The following is a 16,299-nucleotide window of genomic DNA, read 5'->3' on the forward strand; positions in this document are numbered from 1 at the left end:
GCGGGCGTGGGGCGGGCAGGCGCGGGCGGGTCCGGGCGGGCAGGCGTGCGGGCGGGCAGGCGTGCGGGCGGGCGTGGGGCGGGCAGGCGCGGGCGCGGGGGGCAGGTGCGGACGGGCCGCGGGCGGGCGCCGACCGCCCGTGCAGCCAACAATGGCGGCGGTTTCGGAGCCATACGCTCCGAAACCGCCGCCATTGTTGGTCGCCGGCGGACGGGGGCCCGCTCGATGCTACGCGGACGCTTTCGGAGCGCAGCACTCCGGAAACGTCCGCACTCCGCCCGCGCCTCGTACGGCCACCGTCCGCACGCACGCTCGCAGAGCCGGAGGGCGGCGCTCGGGAAGCGTCCGCGGAAGCGCACGCGACCCGCGACCCCGCGCCGAACCGAGGTCAGACGGTCCGGGCGAACGCGATGACGGCGTCGGCGATGAGCTGCACCGCGATCGCCGCGAGGAGCATGCCGGCCAGGCGGGTCACCACGGTCACGCCGCCGTCCTTGAGGATCCGGTGGATGATCCCGGCGAACCGCATCGCGAGGTAGAGACACGCGTGCACGAGCAGGATCGCGACCATGATGACGGCCCACGCGGCCGGGCTGCGGTCGGAGTTCTCCACCGCGAGCATCGACGCGACGATCGCGCCGGGGCCCGCGAGCAGCGGAGTCCCGAGCGGCACGAGCGCCACGTTCACCCCCGTCGCCGACGGCGAGGGGTCCTCCGCCTTGCCGGTGAGCAGGTCGAGCGCGACGAGCAGGAGGAGCAGCCCGCCCGACGCCTGGAAGGCGGGCACCGAGACGTGCAGGAAGTCGAAGATGAGACGCCCGAACAGCGTGAACGCGATGATGACGCCGAGGGCGACGAGCACCGCCTGGCGTGCCGCGGAGATGCGCTGGGCGCGCTGCATGGAGGAGGTGAGCGCCAGGAACACCGGAACCGTGCCGGGGGGATCCATGATGACGACCAGCGTGAGGAAGGTCGTCACGCCGAGGGTGACCAGCTCGGGACTCATCGCACCACCGCCGTCCGGCCCAGCGCCTCGATCTGCGCGAGCACCTCGGGCGTAGTGAGGTTCTCCCCCAGCTCGTTCTTCTTGCCGGTGCCGTGGAAGTCGCTCGCGCCCGTCACGAGCAGGCCGAGGCTGCGGGCCACGGCGCGCATCCGACGGCGCTGCTGCGGCGTGTGGTCGCGGTGGTCGACCTCGAGGCCCACCAGGCCCGCGTCCGCGAGCCCGGCGATCTCCTCCCCCGTGAGCGTCGCGCCGCGCCTGCCCGCGGCGGGATGCGCGAGCACGGGCACGCCGCCCGCTGCCAGCACGAGGCGCACCGCCTCGAGCGACGTCGGAGCCTGGTAGGGGATGTCGTACGGGCCGTCGTTCGCGAGGATCGTCGCGAACAGCGCGTCACGGTGGGTGGCGACGCCGTTGGCGACCAGTGCGTCGGCGATGTGGGGCCGTCCGACGGTCGCGCCGGGCGGGGTGTGCGCGACGACGTCCGCCCAGGTCAGCGGGTAGTCCCGACCGATCAGCTCGGTCATCCGGCGCGCGCGGTGCTCCCGCGACGTGCGCGCCGCCGCCATGCTGTCGCGCAGCGGCGCGTCCTCGGGGTCGTGCAGGTACGACAGCAGGTGCACGCCGAGCGCGCCGTCCTGGCAGGACACCTCGGCACCGCGCACGAGCGCGATCCCGACGGCGAGCGCCGCCTCGGTCGCCTCGGCCCACCCCGCGGTGGTGTCGTGATCGGTGAGGGCGACGCCGTCCAGCCCGGCCTCGCTCGCGGCGCGCACGAGCGCCGCCGGGCTCAGCGTCCCGTCGGAGCAGGTGGAGTGGGTGTGCAGGTCCAGACGCACGAGGGTCTAGGCTACCGGCCGCCCCGCGGCGCCCCGCTCCGCGGATCTCGCCTCCTCCGGGTGCTCGGGCGCCCCCGGCGTGCCCCCTTCCCTCCCAGCAACGTCCAGAACGGCCTGTGGCGACGAGAACGGCCCGCTGCGGGCCGTTCTCGTCGCCACAGGCCGTTCTCGCTGCGACGGGACGGTCGGGGTCTTTCCCTGAAGACCGTTCTCGCCGCCACAGGCCGTTCTCGTTGCGCGTGGTGGTGGCCCGTCGGAGTGGGACCATGGAGGGCATGACGCAGGAGCACCCGGGGGCGTCCGCGAGCCACCACGCGCAGCCCCAGCCCGAGGACTTCACCTCCGACCAGCCGGTCGCCGATCGCGGCAGCAACCGCTCGCACCGACCCAGCTCGGACGCCTTCCGCGCGTTCATGCGCGAGTCGTGGGCACCGCGCGAGGCGACGTTGCCCGAACGCCACCCCGCGGCCGACCACGCCGCCGACCGACGCGCGCGCCTCGGTGCCGAGCTCGCCGGCAGCACCCTCGTCGTCCCCGCCGGCCCGCTCAAGGTCCGCTCCAACGACACCGACTACGCGTTCCGCCCGCACGCGGCGTTCGCGCACCTCACCGGGCTCGGCACCGACCTCGAGCCCGACGCCGTGCTCGTGCTCCACGCGCTGATCCCCGCCGAGTCAGACGAGTCCGACGAGACGGCAGACGACGCGACCGACGCGACGCCCACCGACTCCCACGCCGCGCCCACCCACGAAGCCGTCCTCTACACCCGCCCGATGGCCGGCCGCGACAGCGAGGAGTTCTACGGCGACGCCCGCTACGGGGAGTTCTGGGTCGGCCGGCGGTGGACGCTGGACGAGGCCGAGGCGCTCACCGGGCTGCGCGCGGCCCACATCGACGACCTGCGCGACGCGCTCGCCAAGGACGCGGGCAACCCCGAGATCACGGTGCGCGTCCTGCGTGGGGCGGACGACGCCGTCGCGAGCCTCGTCGACGTGGTGCTCGCCGAGCACGGGCGCTACGAGGAGGACCGCGAGCACGACGACGAGCTCGCGACCGCCGTCTCCGAGCTCCGCCTCGTCAAGGACGAGTGGGAGATCGACGAGCTCCGCGCGGCCGTGGCCGCCACCGTCGAGGGCTTCGAGAAGGTCGTGGCCGAGCTGCCGCGCGCCGTCGGGCACCACCGCGGCGAGCGCGTCGTGGAGGGGATCTTCGCGGCGAAGGCGCGCGAGGAGGGCAACGCCGTCGGGTACGACACGATCGCGGCCGGCGGCGACCACGCCACGACCCTGCACTGGATCCGCAACACGGGCGCGCTGCGCGAGGGCGAGCTGCTGCTGCTGGACGCGGGCGTCGAGGTCGACTCCCTCTACACGGCCGACGTCACGCGCACGATCCCGGTGGACGGCACGTTCACCGAGGTGCAGCGGCGGGTCTACGAGGCGGTGCGCGAGGCGGCGGACGCGGCGTTCGCCGTCGTGCGCCCCGGCGCGCACTTCCGCGACGTGCACGCCGCGGCCATGCGGGTGCTCGCGCACCGGCTCGAGGAGTGGGGCCTCCTGCCCGTCAGCGCCGAGGAGTCCCTCACGCCCGCGGGTCAGCAGCACCGCCGGTGGATGCCGCACGGCACGAGCCACCACCTCGGCCTCGACGTGCACGACTGCGCGCAGGCGCGCGCCGAGATGTACCTCGACGCCGTGCTCGAGCCGGGCATGGTCTTCACGATCGAGCCCGGCCTGTACTTCAAGGCCGACGACCTCGCCGTGCCGCCGGAGTACCGCGGCATCGGCGTGCGCATCGAGGACGACGTCCTCGTGACGGCGGACGGCTGGGAGAACCTCTCGGCGGCGCTGCCGCGCACGGCGGACGACGTCGAGGCCTGGCTCGCGCGTCTCCTCCCACCCGCGTGAGCCTCGGCGAGGCGCCGGGCGCGGCGTCCCGTGCGGTGACCACGCCCGACGGCGAGCCCGCCGTGGCGACGTCGGCTCGCCGTCGGGCGTGGGTCGCCGGGGCGGGTGCGGGCGCCGTCGTGACGGGCGTGCTGTGGCTGTTCTCCGCACGGCAGTGGGCCCTGTACCGCGTCCCGAGCTGGGACCTGGGGATCTTCACCCAGGTGCTGCGCGCCTACTCGGAGCTGCGCTCGCCCGTGGTCACCATCAAGGGCGAGGACTTCATGATCCTCGGCGACCACTTCCACCCCCTGCTCGTGGTGCTCGCGCCGTTCTACGCGCTGCACCCCTCGGGGTTCACCCTGCTCGCGGCACAGGCGGTGCTGTTCGGCCTCACCGCTGGGATCGTCACGTGGGCCGCCGTGAAGCACGTGGGGTGGTGGGGCGTCGCGATCGGGCTCGCGTGCGGCCTGAGCCACTTCGTGGTCGAGGCGCACGCCGCCCAGTTCCACGAGGTCGCGCTGGCGATGCCGCTCCTCGCGATGGCCATGGCGATGCTCGTCGACCGGCGCGGCGTCGCGGCGTGCGCCTGGGCCCTCCCGCTCGTCCTCGTGAAGGAGGACCTCGGGCTGACGGTCGCCGCGGTGGGCGTGGTGGTGGCGATCCGCGCGGCGTCCTCGCGCGAGCGCCGGGCGGGTCTCGCGACGGCGGCGTTCGGCGTGCTCGCGTTCGTGGTCATCACGCAGTGGGTGCTGCCGGCGCTCAACCCCGACGGCGTGTGGGACTACGCCGACGACTCGATCCTCTCGCTCGCGCTGTCCGACCCCGGGGCGGCCCTCACCCGCCTGGGCACGGGCTTCGGCGTCAAGGCCGGGACGGTGCTGCTGGCGCTCCTCGTGACCGGCGTCGTGTGCGTGCGCTCGCCGCTCGCGCTCGTCGCGCTCCCGACGCTGGCGTGGCGGGTGTCCTCCGACGTCGCCTACCACTGGGGCATGCACTTCCACTACGGCGCGGTGCTCGCGCCGATCCTCTACCTCGCGCTCGTGGACGCGCTGGGGCTGCTCACGCGCGACGGCTCCCGGGGCGTCCGACGGCGCTGGCTCGTGCCGGCCCTCGGCGCCGGCACGCTCGCGCTCACGCTCCTGCTGCAGCCCCGGTTCGCGCTGTGGACGCTGACGCAGTCCGACACCTGGGCGCCGAACGCGCGCGCTGCCACGCTGCGCGAGGCCGAAAACCAGGTGGCCGACGGCGAAGCCGTCGACATGGACATCACCCTCATGGCCTACCTCGCGCCGCGCGCCGAGGTGTACTGGATCGGCAACACCAACCCCGTGCCGGACGTCGTGGTCATCGACCGGTCCAGCGGGGTGCTGCACCCCCCGCCGGACGACGTCGCCGCGTATGCCGGGCAGCTGTTCCCCGGCACGACGTGGGAGACGGTCTGGGACACCTTCCCGGTCGGGGTCGCCCGGCCGGTCGGATAGGTCAGCGCTCGGGGCGCGGCTCGGGCTGGTCCGAGGTCTGCTCCGGCGTCTGCCCGGGCGCCTGCTGAGGCAAGCTCTCTGTCGGCGCCGCGTCCTCGATGCGCTGGCCGTAGCGCGGCGGCTCGGTCGCGGCCGCGGGCGGCACGACGGGCGCGCTCGGCGCGGCCGGACCGGTCGGCGCCGACGGGGCGCCCATCGACCCGAACTCGGGCTGGGACACCTGCGTCGGCCGCTGCGCGGCGGGCGGGTAGGCGGTCGCCCCGACAGGACCGGTGGGCCCGACCGGCGCGACCACGGCGGGCCGGGCGCCGTCCGACGTCGAGATGCCTGCCTGGCGCAGCCGGTTGCGGGCGTCCCCGGCGAGGTCGGGCAGGCACAGCACCGCGTACCGGCCGGCCACCACCTGTGACGAGGACGCGAAGTCCCGCCGCCCGCCGGTGAACGCGTACGACACCACGCCGAGCAGCATCCCGAACGCGCCGCCGATGAGGACGCAGGTGAGGATCGTGCCGAGGAGGTTGCTGCCGCCGAAGAGGCTGAACATTAGTCCCACGAAGAGGCCGAACCAGAGGCCGGACGCGGCCCCGGCGAGCGCGACGCGCGAGTACGTGAGGCGTCCGGTCACGCGCTCGACCATCTGCAGGTCGGACCCGACGATCGTGACGGCCTGGACCGTGAACGCACCGTCGGCAAGCACGTCCACCGCCTTCTGGGCCTCGAGGTAGGTGGCGAACGAGGCGATCTCGACACCCTGCGGCGGGGTCGGGACGCGCAGGGCACGGGAGTCGTTCATCGTCATGGCGCCCATTGTCCCCCGAAACACCGCCGCACGGCGGATCCACAGCCGATCCCGGCCGTTCGGGAGTGCCCGAGTAGGATCGCAGGGTCGACGAGAGGGGCTTGCGATGGCCACCACGGACACGAGAACGACGCGGCACACCGAGGCCGAGGCTGCCGACCGGCTGGCGTTCGCGGACGCCGCGCTGGGCGCCGCGGGCCACGAGGTCACCGACCCGGTGCTGAGAGAGCTGCTGGCGCAGCAGGCGAGCGGTGAGATCACCGGCGACGAGGCTCGCGAGCGAAGCCGTCGGCACATTCTCGGCCGCTGACCTCGTCGGTCGATGGCGCGCCGGAAGCCGCTCCACCGCACCTGGGACGACCGGGGATCACCCCGGCGCCGTCGACCGCGTGACGCACGGGCCTGCCGGGCGCGCACCGGCACCTAGGCTGGCCCCGTGAGCACTCCCTCCCGCGTCTTCGCGGCCCGCCTGGCGGGCACGGCGGTCTTCGACCCCAACCGCGACCGGGTGGGCAAGGTCCATGACGTCGTCGTGGTGGAGCGCACCAACGGTGCGCTGCGGGCGGTCGGGCTCGTCGTCGAGGTCGCCGGCCGGCGCCGGGTGTTCGTCCCGCTCTCCCGGGTCACGTCGATGGACCCCGGCGCGGTCATCACCACCGGCCTGCTCAACATGCGCCGCTTCGAGCAGCGCGGGAACGAGCGCCAAGTCGTCGCGGAGCTGCTCGACCGCACCATCACGCTCGCCGAGAAGGACGGCGGCGGGCAGGCGCGCCTGGAAGACATCGGTTTCGAGCTGCGCCGCGGTCGCGACTGGGACGCAACGAAGCTGTTCGTGCGCCGCACCGCCTCGCGCGGGCTGTTCCGCCGGGGCGAGACGCTCGTCGTCGAGGCCGACTCGGTGCTCGGCCTGCAGGGCACGCAGGAGAACCAGGGCGCGGCGTCGCTCATCGCGACGCTCGACGGCCTCAAGGCCGCCGACGTAGCCGAGGTGCTGCACGACCTCCCTGGCACGCGCCGGGTCGAGGTCGCCTCCGAGCTCGACGACGAACGCCTCGCGGACGTGCTCGAGGAGCTCTCCGAGGAGGACTCGGTGGAGATCCTCACCGCGCTGGAGTCCGACCGCGCGGCGCGCGTGCTCGACGCCATGCAGCCCGACGACGCCGCCGACCTCGTGGGCGAGCTGCCCGAGGACACCGCGCGCGAGCTGCTGGAGCTCATGGAGCCCGAGGAGGCCGACGACGTGCGCCGGCTGCTCGCCTACGGCGAGCACACCGCGGGTGGCCTCATGACGACCGAGCCCGTCATCCTCGGCCCGGAGGCGACGATCGCCTCCGCGCTCGCGCACGTGCGCCGTCGGGACCTCGCACCCGCGCTCGCGACGCTCGTCTTCGTCGCGCGGCCGCCGCTCGAGACGCCCACGGGGCGGTTCCTCGGCGTCGTGCACCTCCAAGCGATGCTGCGCGAACCGCCGCACGACGCCGTCGGGACGCTGCTGGACTCCGACGTCGAGTGGGTGCTGCCCACCGATCCGCTCGGCAAGGTGACCCGCCTCATGGCGACGTACAACATGACGGCACTGCCCGTGCTCGACGGCGAGCGCCGCCTGCTCGGCGCCGTGTCGGCGGACGACGTGCTCGACCGCCTGCTGCCGGACGACTGGCGCGACGCGGACGACGAGGTGACCGACGCGTCGCTGACCCCGGGGGTCACCCGTGGCCGGTGAGCGCGAACGCCTCGACACCCCGCTGGACCGGCGCGGCTCGATCCTGCGCTCGTTCCGGTCCTCCGACGGGGACTCGATGGGCCGGGTGTCGGAGAGCATCGCGCGCTTCCTCGGCACGCCGAGCTTCATCATCTGGCTCACGATGTTCTGCATCGTGTGGATCCTGTGGAACACCCTCGGTCCCGAGCTCATGCGGTTCGACTCCGCCTCCAACGGCTTCACCGCGCTCACGCTCATGCTCTCGCTGCAGGCGTCCTACGCGGCACCGCTGATCCTGCTCGCGCAGAACCGCCAGACCGACCGCGACCGCGTGGCCGCCGAGCAGGACCGCCAGCGCACCGAGCGCAACCTCGCCGACACCGAGTTCCTCGCCCGCGAGATGGCCGCGCTGCGCCTCGCGCTGCAGGACGTCGCGACCCGCGACTACCTGCGCGGCGAGCTGCGCGACCTGCTGGAGGAGGTGCGCGAGGAGATCCGCACCGAGGTGCGGGAGGAGATCCGCACCGAGGTGCGCGCGGACATCCGGGCGGCGCTGCGCGGCGAGGAGCCGGCGGAGCCCGAGGCGCCGCGCGAGCCCGACCCTCGGCGCAAGAAGAAGCGCAAGCCGCGCCCGACGGCGGCGCCGGTCGTGGCGCCCGTCGAGCCGGCGACCGACGCCGCCGACGCACCCGCGCCCGACCCCGCGCCCTGAGCCACCCCACCCCACCGGTCTCCACCGGTCTCCACCGGTGTCCACCGATCGGTGGCTGCCCCCGCCGACACGGGGCGAGCACGCTGGGCCCATGACCAGCACACCACGCCACCCGAGCCCGACACCGCCCGCCGTCGTCGTCGCCGGGCTGCACAAGCACTACGGCGCCTTCCGCGCCGTCGACGGCCTCGACTTCACCGTGGCCGCCGGTGAGACGTTCGCCCTGCTCGGCCCGAACGGTGCGGGCAAGTCCACCACCGTGGAGATCCTCGAGGGCTTCCGCCGCCGCACGTCGGGCACCGTCTCGGTCCTCGGCGAGGACCCCGGTCAGGCCGGCCGGGGCTGGCGCGCCGACCTCGGCATGGTGCTGCAGGAGCTGCCGGAGGGTGAGGTCTACGGCTCCTACACCGTGCGCGAGCAGCTCGCCCAGCAGGCGCGCTACTACCCGAACGCACGCGACGTCGACGAGGTGATCTCCGCCGTCGGGCTCACCGCCAAGGCGGGCACGCGCATCCGCACGCTCTCGGGCGGGCAGCGCCGCCGCGTGGACGTCGCGCTCGGGATCATCGGCCGCCCGCGCCTGCTGTTCCTCGACGAGCCGACCACCGGCTTCGACCCCGAGGCGCGCCGGGAGTTCTGGGACCTCATCCGGTCGCTGTCCTCCGACGGCACCACCATCCTGCTCACCACCCACTACCTCGACGAGGCGGCCGTGCTGGCCGACCGCGTCGGCGTCATCATCGGCGGGAAGATGCGGGCGCTTGGCCGCGTCGACGAGATCGGCGGCGAGGCCGCCCGTGTGCCCGTCGTCAGCTGGCGCGGGGACGACGGCGAGCACCGCTCCCAGCGCACCGAGACTCCCGCGGCGCTCGTCGCCGAGCTGCGGACGCGGCTCGGCGAGCCGCGCGACCTCGAGATCCGCCGGCCGACGCTCGAGGAGCTCTACCTCGACCTCGTCCGCGAGCACACCACCGCCACGAAGGAGCAGGCAGCATGAGCGCGAGCACCGGCACCACGACTAGCACCAACACCGGCACGGCACCCTCGCGCGGACGCACCGCGCACCCGGGCGGGCGTCCCGGCTCCCTCGCCACCGCGATCCGCCTGGCGCCGAGCCGCATCGGCTACGAGGTGCGCGGCTACTTCCGCCAGGGCGACACCGTCTTCTTCACGTTCCTCTTCCCGGTGCTCATGCTCGCGCTGTTCTCCTCGATCTTCTCCGGCGACCTCTCCCCCGCCGGCCTGACGGGCGACCCCGCGAACGGCACCGACACGGTCTCGATGTCCACGTACTACCTCGCGGGCATGGTCGCGGCCGGGCTGCTGCTGTCCGGGGTGCAGAACCTCGCGATCGACATCGCGCAGGAGAAGTACAACGGCCGCCTCAAGCGGCTCGGCGGCACCCCGATGAGCCCGGTCACCTACTTCCTCGGCAAGCTCGGCCAGGTCTTCGTGACCGGTGTGCTCCAGGCGGCGCTGACGATCTCGGTCGGCGTGCTCGCGTTCGGCGCGAGCCTGCCCACCGACGCCGGCAGCTGGCTCACGTTCGCGTGGGTGTTCGTGCTCGGGCTGACCGGCAGTGCGCTGCTCGGCGTCGCGCTCTCGTCCGTGCCCCGCTCTGGGCGCTCCGCGGGCGCCGTGGTGATCCCCGTGGTCCTCGCGCTGCAGTTCATCTCGGGCGTCTACGTGGCCTCGTTCCAGCTGCCCGAGTCGGTTCAGCACCTCGCGAACCTGTTCCCGCTGGCGTGGCTGGCCCGCGGGATGCGCTCGGTCTTCCTGCCGGACGACTTCGCCTCCCTCGAGCTCGGCGACTCGTGGAACCTCGGCCAGGGCGCGCTCGTGCTCGCGGCGTGGCTGATCGTCGGGTTCGTCGCCTCGCGCCTGACGTTCCGGTGGAACCGACGCGACGCGTGAGGCGATGATCCCCCGCTCGCGGCGCCCGGCGCCGGCGGCAGAGTCGGGAACGACACTGCCGTCGGCGACCGTCGCGCCGCACAATGGGCCCGTGCTCCTCATCTCGCGCTGGTGGGACGCCGGCGTGGTCGCCGCGGCCGTCCTGGTCGCGGCGCTCGCCGTCGCCACCACCGAGCCCACGCCCTGGGTGACCGTGACCGCGCTCGCCGCGCTCGCCGTCGCGCACGTGCTCCTCGGCCGACGCGCAGTCCGCGCCGAGGGCACGGCGCTGGCCTACGGCTACGCCGCGATCGTGGTGGCGTGCGTGGGCGTCGCGTGCGCGGGCGCCCCGATCGCGGCGATGGTGCAGATGGTCGCCTACCCCGTGATCTGGATGGTCTCGCCGACCGTGCGGGTCGCGCTGGGCTGGAACGCCGCGATGGCGCTGGCCGTGCTCGTGGGCACAGGATGGACCGGGGACTGGACGGACGGCCTGCTCACGGCGCTGCTGTCGTGCGCGATGAGCGTCATGGTCGGGCTGTGGATCACCCGGATGGCGACCTACGGCGCCGAGCGGGACGCGCTCATCGCGGAGCTGCGCGCCACGCAGGACTCCGTCGCGGCGCTGGAGCGCCAGGCGGGTCAGGACGCCGAGCGCGAGCGGGTCTCCCGCGAGATCCACGACACGATCGCGCAGAGCCTCACCGGCCTGGTCATGGTGGCCCAGCGGGCGCAGCGCGAGGCGGCGCTGCGCGAGGCCGGCGGGGAGGCCCCGGACGCCGCACGCGGCGCCGAGAACCTCGCCGTCATCGCCGAGCTCGCCACGGATGCGCTCGGCGAGGCGCGCGCGCTCGTCGCCGGGTACTCCCGCGGCGGCGCGCTGACCGAGTCGCTCGCGCGGCTGGCCGAGGGCTTCGAGCGCGAGACGGGCGTGCGCGTGACGCTGACCGACGAGCGCGCTGACCGCTCGCTGTCCCGCGAGCAGGAGGTCGTGCTGCTGCGGTGCGCCCAGGAGTCGCTCGCGAACGTCCGCAAGCACGCGCGCGCGAGCCACGTCCTCGTGCGCCTCACCGACACCCCGGCCGCGACGGTGCTGACCGTGACCGACGACGGCGTGGGGCTGGGCCCCGACGGCGCCGTGCCGTCGAGCTGCGCGCCGGGCGAGGGCCGCGGCCTGCCCGGCATGCGGCAGCGGCTCGCGCTCGCCGGCGGGACGCTCGAGATCGGCGCGGGCGACGGGGTGAGCCCGCGGGAGGGGACGCGCGTACGGGTGTCGCTGCCGCACGCCGTCGTGGCGCCGGCCGAGGCTCCTGGCGTGGCTGCGCCGCCGGTCGAACCACGCGCCGAGGCCGTCCGGTGACGGCGGCGCTGCGGGTGCTCGTCGTCGACGACCACCCGGTGGTGCGGTCGGGCATCGTCGGGCTGCTGCGCACCGAGCCGGGCATCGACGTCGTGGGCGAGGCCGGCGACGGCGCCAGCGCCGTGACCCTCGCGGCGCAGACGCGCCCCGACGTCGTGCTCATGGACCTGCGCATGCCCGTGCTCGACGGCGTGGCCGCCACGCGCCGGATCCTCGCCGACACCTCGGCCGGCCCGCCGCCGCGGGTGCTCGTGCTCACGACGTACGAGTCGGACGAGCAGATCCTCGCCGCCATCGAGGCCGGCGCCAGCGGCTACCTGCTCAAGGCGGCGCCGCCGGAGGAGATCCTGGCCGGGCTGCGGGCCGTGGCCGCGGGCAGCGCCGCCCTCTCGCCGTCGGTCGCCGCGACGCTCGTGGCGCAGGTGCGGACCGCGCGCTCGAGCGCGGGTGAAAGCACCACCGGGCGAGGCGGGCCGGAGGACCGGGGCGGGCTCGCCGTCGGGCTCACGCCCCGGGAGCTGGAGGTGCTGGCGCTCGTGGCGCAGGGCCGGTCCAACCCGGCGGTCGGGCGCGCGCTGCACATCGGCGAGGCCACCGTGAAGTCGCACCTGCTGCGCGTGTTCGCGAAGCTCGAGGTCTCCGACCGCACGCGCGCGGTCACCCGCGCGCAGGAGCTCGGCCTGCTCTGACGCCCCTGTGCGGCGTGATCGCGCCGATCGGGGCGCCCGGGCCAAGTACCGTGGGTCTATGAGCTCAGCAGCATCGCCCGGCCCGATCACCGTCGCAGTCGTGAACGACTTCGAGCTGGTGGTCCGGGGCGTCGCGGCGATGCTGCAGCCGTACGCCGACCGGGTCACCATCGCCGAGCTCGACGCGAACGTCGGCGTCTCGCAGGACGTCGACATCGCGCTGTACGACACGTTCTCCATGCCCAACCTCGAGGAGCCCGTGACCGGCAACGGCGTCGAGGACGTCACGCACGACCCCAAGGTCCGCCGCACGGTGCTCTACACGTGGGGCACGGACCCGGCGCTCGTCGCCAAGGCGCGCGCCCGCGGCTTCGACGCGACGCTCGCCAAGAACCTCGACGCCCTCGAGCTCGTCGAGGCCCTCGAGCGCGTGCACGCGGGCCTGCCGATGCTCGAGCCCAGCGGCGACCCGGCGGCGGAGCCGCGCACCGGGGACTGGCCCGGGCGCCGCGAGGGCCTCACGGCCCGTGAGGCCGAGATCGTCGTCCTCGTCACCGAGGGCCTGTCGAACAACGAGATCGCGGCCCGGACGTACCTGTCGATCAACTCGGTGAAGTCCTACATCCGCACGGCCTACCGCACGATGGGCGTGACCACACGGAGCCAGGCGATCCTGTGGGGCATCGACCACGGGTTCGCCCGGGACCGGGCCCGCATCCGGCCACAGGCCGAGGCGCGCTGAGCCCGCCTGCCCCGAACGCCCCGAACGCCCCTACGCGAACGGGTTCGCGGTGAGCGTGTACTTGGTCTGCAGGTACTCGTGGATGCCCTCGGCACCGCCCTCGCGCCCGAGTCCGGAGAACTTCCAGCCGCCGAACGGCGCGGCCGCGTTCGACACGACTCCCACGTTGAGGCCCATCATCCCGGTCTCGAGCCGCTCGATCATGCGCTGCCCGCGCGCCAGGCTCTCGGTGTAGACGTAGGAGACCAGGCCGTACTCGGTGTCGTTCGCGAGCCGGACCGCCTCGTCCTCGGTGTCGAAGGGCACGACGGCGAGCACCGGTCCGAAGATCTCCTCGCGCAGGATCTCGCTGCCCGGGCGGACGTCCCCGACGACCGTCGGGGCGAAGAACGTGCCCGGCCCCTCGATCGCGCTGCCGCCCGTGTGCAGCGTCGCGCCGCGCGAGACGGCGTCCTCGACGAGCTGCGTGGCCTTGGCGACGGCGCGGTCGTCGATGAGCGGACCGATCGCGACGCCGTCCTGCGTGCCGCGGCCCACCCTGAGCTCCCGCACCTTCGCCGTCACCCGCTCGGTGAACTCGGCCACCACGCTGCGGTGCACGAGGAACCGGTTGGCCGCGGTGCACGCCTGCCCGATGTTGCGGAACTTGGCCGCCATCGCGCCCGCGACCGCCTTGTCCAGGTCCGCGTCGTCGAACACCACGAACGGCGCGTTGCCGCCGAACTCCATGGAGGTGCGCAGCACGCCGTCGGCGGCCTGGCGCAGCAGCGCCTGCCCGACCGGGGTCGAGCCGGTGAACGAGAGCTTGCGCAGCCGCGGGTCGCGGATGATCGGCTCGGAGACCGCGCCCGACGTCGACGTCGTGAGCACGTTGACGACGCCGGCCGGCAGCCCGGCCTCCTCCAGCAGCGCGACGAACGCGAGCGTGGTGAGCGGCGTGAGCTCGGCCGGCTTGACCACCACGGTGCAGCCGGCCGCGAGCGCCGGGGCGATCTTGCGGGTGGCCATCGCGAGCGGGAAGTTCCACGGCGTGATGAGGTAGCACGGGCCGACCGGGTGCTGCGTGACGACCACGCGACCGGTGCCCTCGGGGTTGGCGCCGTACCGGCCCGCGATGCGCGGCGCCTCCTCGCTGAACCAGCGCAGGAACTCGGCGCCGTAGGTCACCTCGCCGCGGGCCTCGGCCAGCGGCTTGCCCATCTCGATCGTCATGAGCAGCGCGAAGTCGTCGGCCCGCGCGGTGAGGAGGTCGAACGCGCGGCGCAGCAGCTCCCCGCGCTCGCGGGCCGGGGTGGCGGCCCAGTCCGCCGCGGCGGCGCACGCGGCGTCGAGGGCGGCGCCGCCGTCGGCGACCGAGGCGTCCGCAATCTCCTTGACGACCTCGCCGGTGGCCGGGTCTCGCACCGCGAGCGTGGCGCCGTTCTCGGCGGCGCGCCACTGCCCGCCGATGAACAGGCCGTCCGGCACGTTCGCCAGGACTCTGGCCTCGCTGTCCTCGCGGGCCTCGCCGATGTGGCTCGTCACGCCGTTCACGCCGTTGTCGCCGTTGGTGCCGTTGTCGGTCATGGGACTCCCTCGTCGCAGTCGTCGGCGGTTCCCCGATCCTAAGCAGCATGCCCGCGAGGCGCAGACAGGGAGCCGCACGTCCCGGCTCCCCGTCCGGGCGTCTGCCTAGACTTGAGCAGTGAGCGTCCTCGTCGAGTCCGTCCGGTCCGCCCTCGACGGCGTCCTGGACCCCGAGATCCGCCGTCCGATCACCGAGCTGGACATGGTCAAGGACATCGCCGTCGACGACGGCGACGTCCGCGTCACCGTCGCCCTCACCACCGCGGGGTGTCCGCTCCGCGACACCATCACCGCGAACGTCACCGACGCCGTCGAGGCGCTCGACGGCGTGCGCACCGTCGCCGTGACCCTCACCGTCATGACGGACGAGGAGCGCAAGGCGCTGCGCACCACACTGCGCGGCACCGACGCCGAGCCCGTCATCCCCTTCGCGCAGCCGGACTCCCTCACCCGCGTGATCGCCGTGTCCTCGGGCAAGGGCGGCGTCGGCAAGTCGACGGTGACGGCGAACCTCGCCGTCGCGATGGCGCGCGAGGGGCTGCGCGTCGGCGTGCTCGACGCCGACATCTACGGCTTCTCCCTGCCCCTCATGCTGGGCGTCACCCACACCCCGACCAAGGTCGAGGACATGATCCTGCCGCCCGTCTCGCACGGGGTGAAGGTCATCTCGATCGGCATGTTCGCGCCCCCGGGACAGCCCATCGTCTGGCGTGGGCCGATGCTGCACCGCGCGCTGCAGCAGTTCCTCGCGGACGTCTTCTGGGGCGACCTCGACGTGCTCCTGCTCGACCTGCCCCCCGGGACCGGCGACATCGCCATCTCGGTCGCGCAGCTCGTCCCCGGCGCGGACCTCCTCGTGGTGACCACGCCGCAGCAGGCCGCCTCCGACGTCGCCGCGCGCGCCGGCGCGATGGCGCAGCAGACGCGCCAGCGCGTCATCGGCGTCGTCGAGAACATGTCCTGGCTCACCCAGCCCGACGGCTCACGGCTGGAGCTCTTCGGCTCAGGCGGTGGGGCCGCCGTCGCCGGCACGCTCACCACGACGCTCGGCTATCGGGTACCGCTGCTCGCCCAGATCCCCCTCGACGTCTCGGTCCGCGAGGGCGGCGACGCGGGCCACCCGGCCGCCGGGGCCGAGGATCCCGCGGACGACGGCGAAGGTGCGGCCGCGCTGCGCGAGCTCGCCCGTTCGCTGGCCGCGACGCCGCGCGGCCTCGCCGGGCGTCGCCTCGGCCTCAGCGTCGTCTGAGAAAGCCTGCCCCATCCCGCCGGATCGGGACGCGCGCGCCGTCGACCCGACGCCCGACCCGGAGCCCGACGGCGTGCCAGCCGGAGCGCCCGCACCGTCCCGTCCGCGGTCGACCAGGTGAGCGACGGCCGTGCTCGCCGCCGGTCATCGTCCCCTCGCGCGGCGGCCTTTTCGTGTTCGTCCAGCCGAGCGCCGCGGCCCTGCCCGCCATCGGCGCGGTTCAGCAGCGGTGGTAGCGGTTGGAGTGGCTAGGAGGCGCCCAGGAGCGGTGGTAGGTCGGGGTGAGTTCCGGGCCGGGGGTGATGGTGGGTGTGGCGCCGGGTCGTGGGGTGGTGATGGTCCAGTCGCCGGTGTGGATGAGGTGGTGGTGGTAGC

General features: G+C 74.2%; 15 protein-coding genes. 11 read left to right on the top strand and 4 right to left on the bottom strand.

The window, feature by feature from the left end; genetic code table 11:
* Positions 1-388 precede the first annotated feature (388 nt).
* Positions 389-1,006: a MarC family protein gene (locus FH969_RS04995; protein WP_108719345.1), complete on the bottom strand. Its 618-nt coding sequence runs from the start codon at positions 1,004-1,006 to the stop codon at positions 389-391.
* Entirely contained in the window at positions 1,003-1,842 is an 840-nt protein-coding gene (locus FH969_RS05000) for a PHP domain-containing protein (protein WP_108719344.1), read from the bottom strand. Before FH969_RS05000 ends, FH969_RS04995 begins: the two co-directional genes overlap by 4 nt.
* A gap of 275 nt (positions 1,843-2,117) precedes the next feature.
* Here FH969_RS05000 and FH969_RS05005 point away from each other — a divergent pair, with 275 nt between their 5' ends.
* Both FH969_RS05005 and FH969_RS05010 read left to right on the top strand, forming a co-directional pair.
* Positions 2,118-3,749, top strand: a complete 1,632-nt coding sequence (locus FH969_RS05005; RefSeq protein ID WP_108719343.1) for an aminopeptidase P family protein — start codon at positions 2,118-2,120, stop codon at positions 3,747-3,749.
* Positions 3,746-5,212, top strand: coding sequence for a DUF2079 domain-containing protein (locus FH969_RS05010; protein ID WP_159096546.1), 1,467 nt, complete (start codon positions 3,746-3,748; stop codon positions 5,210-5,212). Before FH969_RS05005 ends, FH969_RS05010 begins: the two co-directional genes overlap by 4 nt.
* 1 nt (position 5,213) lies before the next feature.
* Here the strand turns inward: FH969_RS05010 and FH969_RS05015 are convergent, their stop codons facing one another.
* The gene (locus tag FH969_RS05015; protein WP_108720216.1) at positions 5,214-6,011 is read right to left on the bottom strand and encodes a YflT domain-containing protein; all 798 of its coding nucleotides are present in this window, start codon (positions 6,009-6,011) and stop codon (positions 5,214-5,216) included.
* A 106-nt stretch (positions 6,012-6,117) separates the two neighbouring features.
* Between FH969_RS05015 and FH969_RS05020 the strand changes: the two genes are divergently transcribed.
* From FH969_RS05020 to FH969_RS05055, 8 genes are all read left to right on the top strand, one after another.
* Positions 6,118-6,321, top strand: coding sequence for a hypothetical protein (locus FH969_RS05020; protein ID WP_108719341.1), 204 nt, complete (start codon positions 6,118-6,120; stop codon positions 6,319-6,321).
* Between the two features lie 126 nt (positions 6,322-6,447).
* Complete coding sequence (locus tag FH969_RS05025) at positions 6,448-7,734, top strand: magnesium transporter MgtE N-terminal domain-containing protein (protein ID WP_108719340.1); 1,287 nt, start codon at positions 6,448-6,450, stop codon at positions 7,732-7,734.
* Positions 7,724-8,425, top strand: a complete 702-nt coding sequence (locus tag FH969_RS05030; protein WP_246071715.1) for a DUF1003 domain-containing protein — start codon at positions 7,724-7,726, stop codon at positions 8,423-8,425. Before FH969_RS05025 ends, FH969_RS05030 begins: the two co-directional genes overlap by 11 nt.
* 91 nt (positions 8,426-8,516) lie before the next feature.
* Entirely contained in the window at positions 8,517-9,422 is a 906-nt protein-coding gene (locus FH969_RS05035; protein WP_139986347.1) for an ABC transporter ATP-binding protein, read from the top strand.
* Positions 9,419-10,339, top strand: coding sequence for an ABC transporter permease (locus FH969_RS05040; RefSeq protein WP_108719338.1), 921 nt, complete (start codon positions 9,419-9,421; stop codon positions 10,337-10,339). Before FH969_RS05035 ends, FH969_RS05040 begins: the two co-directional genes overlap by 4 nt.
* A 91-nt stretch (positions 10,340-10,430) precedes the next feature.
* Positions 10,431-11,678, top strand: a complete 1,248-nt coding sequence (locus FH969_RS05045; RefSeq protein ID WP_139986348.1) for a sensor histidine kinase — start codon at positions 10,431-10,433, stop codon at positions 11,676-11,678.
* Positions 11,675-12,367: a response regulator gene (locus FH969_RS05050; RefSeq protein ID WP_139986349.1), complete on the top strand. Its 693-nt coding sequence runs from the start codon at positions 11,675-11,677 to the stop codon at positions 12,365-12,367. Before FH969_RS05045 ends, FH969_RS05050 begins: the two co-directional genes overlap by 4 nt.
* A gap of 58 nt (positions 12,368-12,425) precedes the next feature.
* Positions 12,426-13,109 carry a response regulator transcription factor gene (locus tag FH969_RS05055; protein ID WP_139986350.1) on the top strand — a complete coding sequence of 228 codons (684 nt, stop codon included), beginning with the start codon at positions 12,426-12,428 and terminating at the stop codon, positions 13,107-13,109.
* Positions 13,110-13,139: 30 nt separating this feature from the next.
* Here FH969_RS05055 and FH969_RS05060 read toward each other — a convergent pair whose 3' ends face one another.
* Positions 13,140-14,675, bottom strand: coding sequence for an NAD-dependent succinate-semialdehyde dehydrogenase (locus FH969_RS05060; RefSeq protein WP_139986351.1), 1,536 nt, complete (start codon positions 14,673-14,675; stop codon positions 13,140-13,142).
* 118 nt (positions 14,676-14,793) lie between these two features.
* Here FH969_RS05060 and FH969_RS05065 point away from each other — a divergent pair, with 118 nt between their 5' ends.
* Positions 14,794-15,924: an Mrp/NBP35 family ATP-binding protein gene (locus FH969_RS05065; RefSeq protein ID WP_139986352.1), complete on the top strand. Its 1,131-nt coding sequence runs from the start codon at positions 14,794-14,796 to the stop codon at positions 15,922-15,924.
* The last annotated feature ends 375 nt before the right edge of the window (positions 15,925-16,299 follow it).

The organism is Miniimonas arenae (assembly GCF_006351005.1).
Lineage (GTDB): Bacteria > Actinomycetota > Actinomycetes > Actinomycetales > Beutenbergiaceae > Miniimonas > Miniimonas arenae.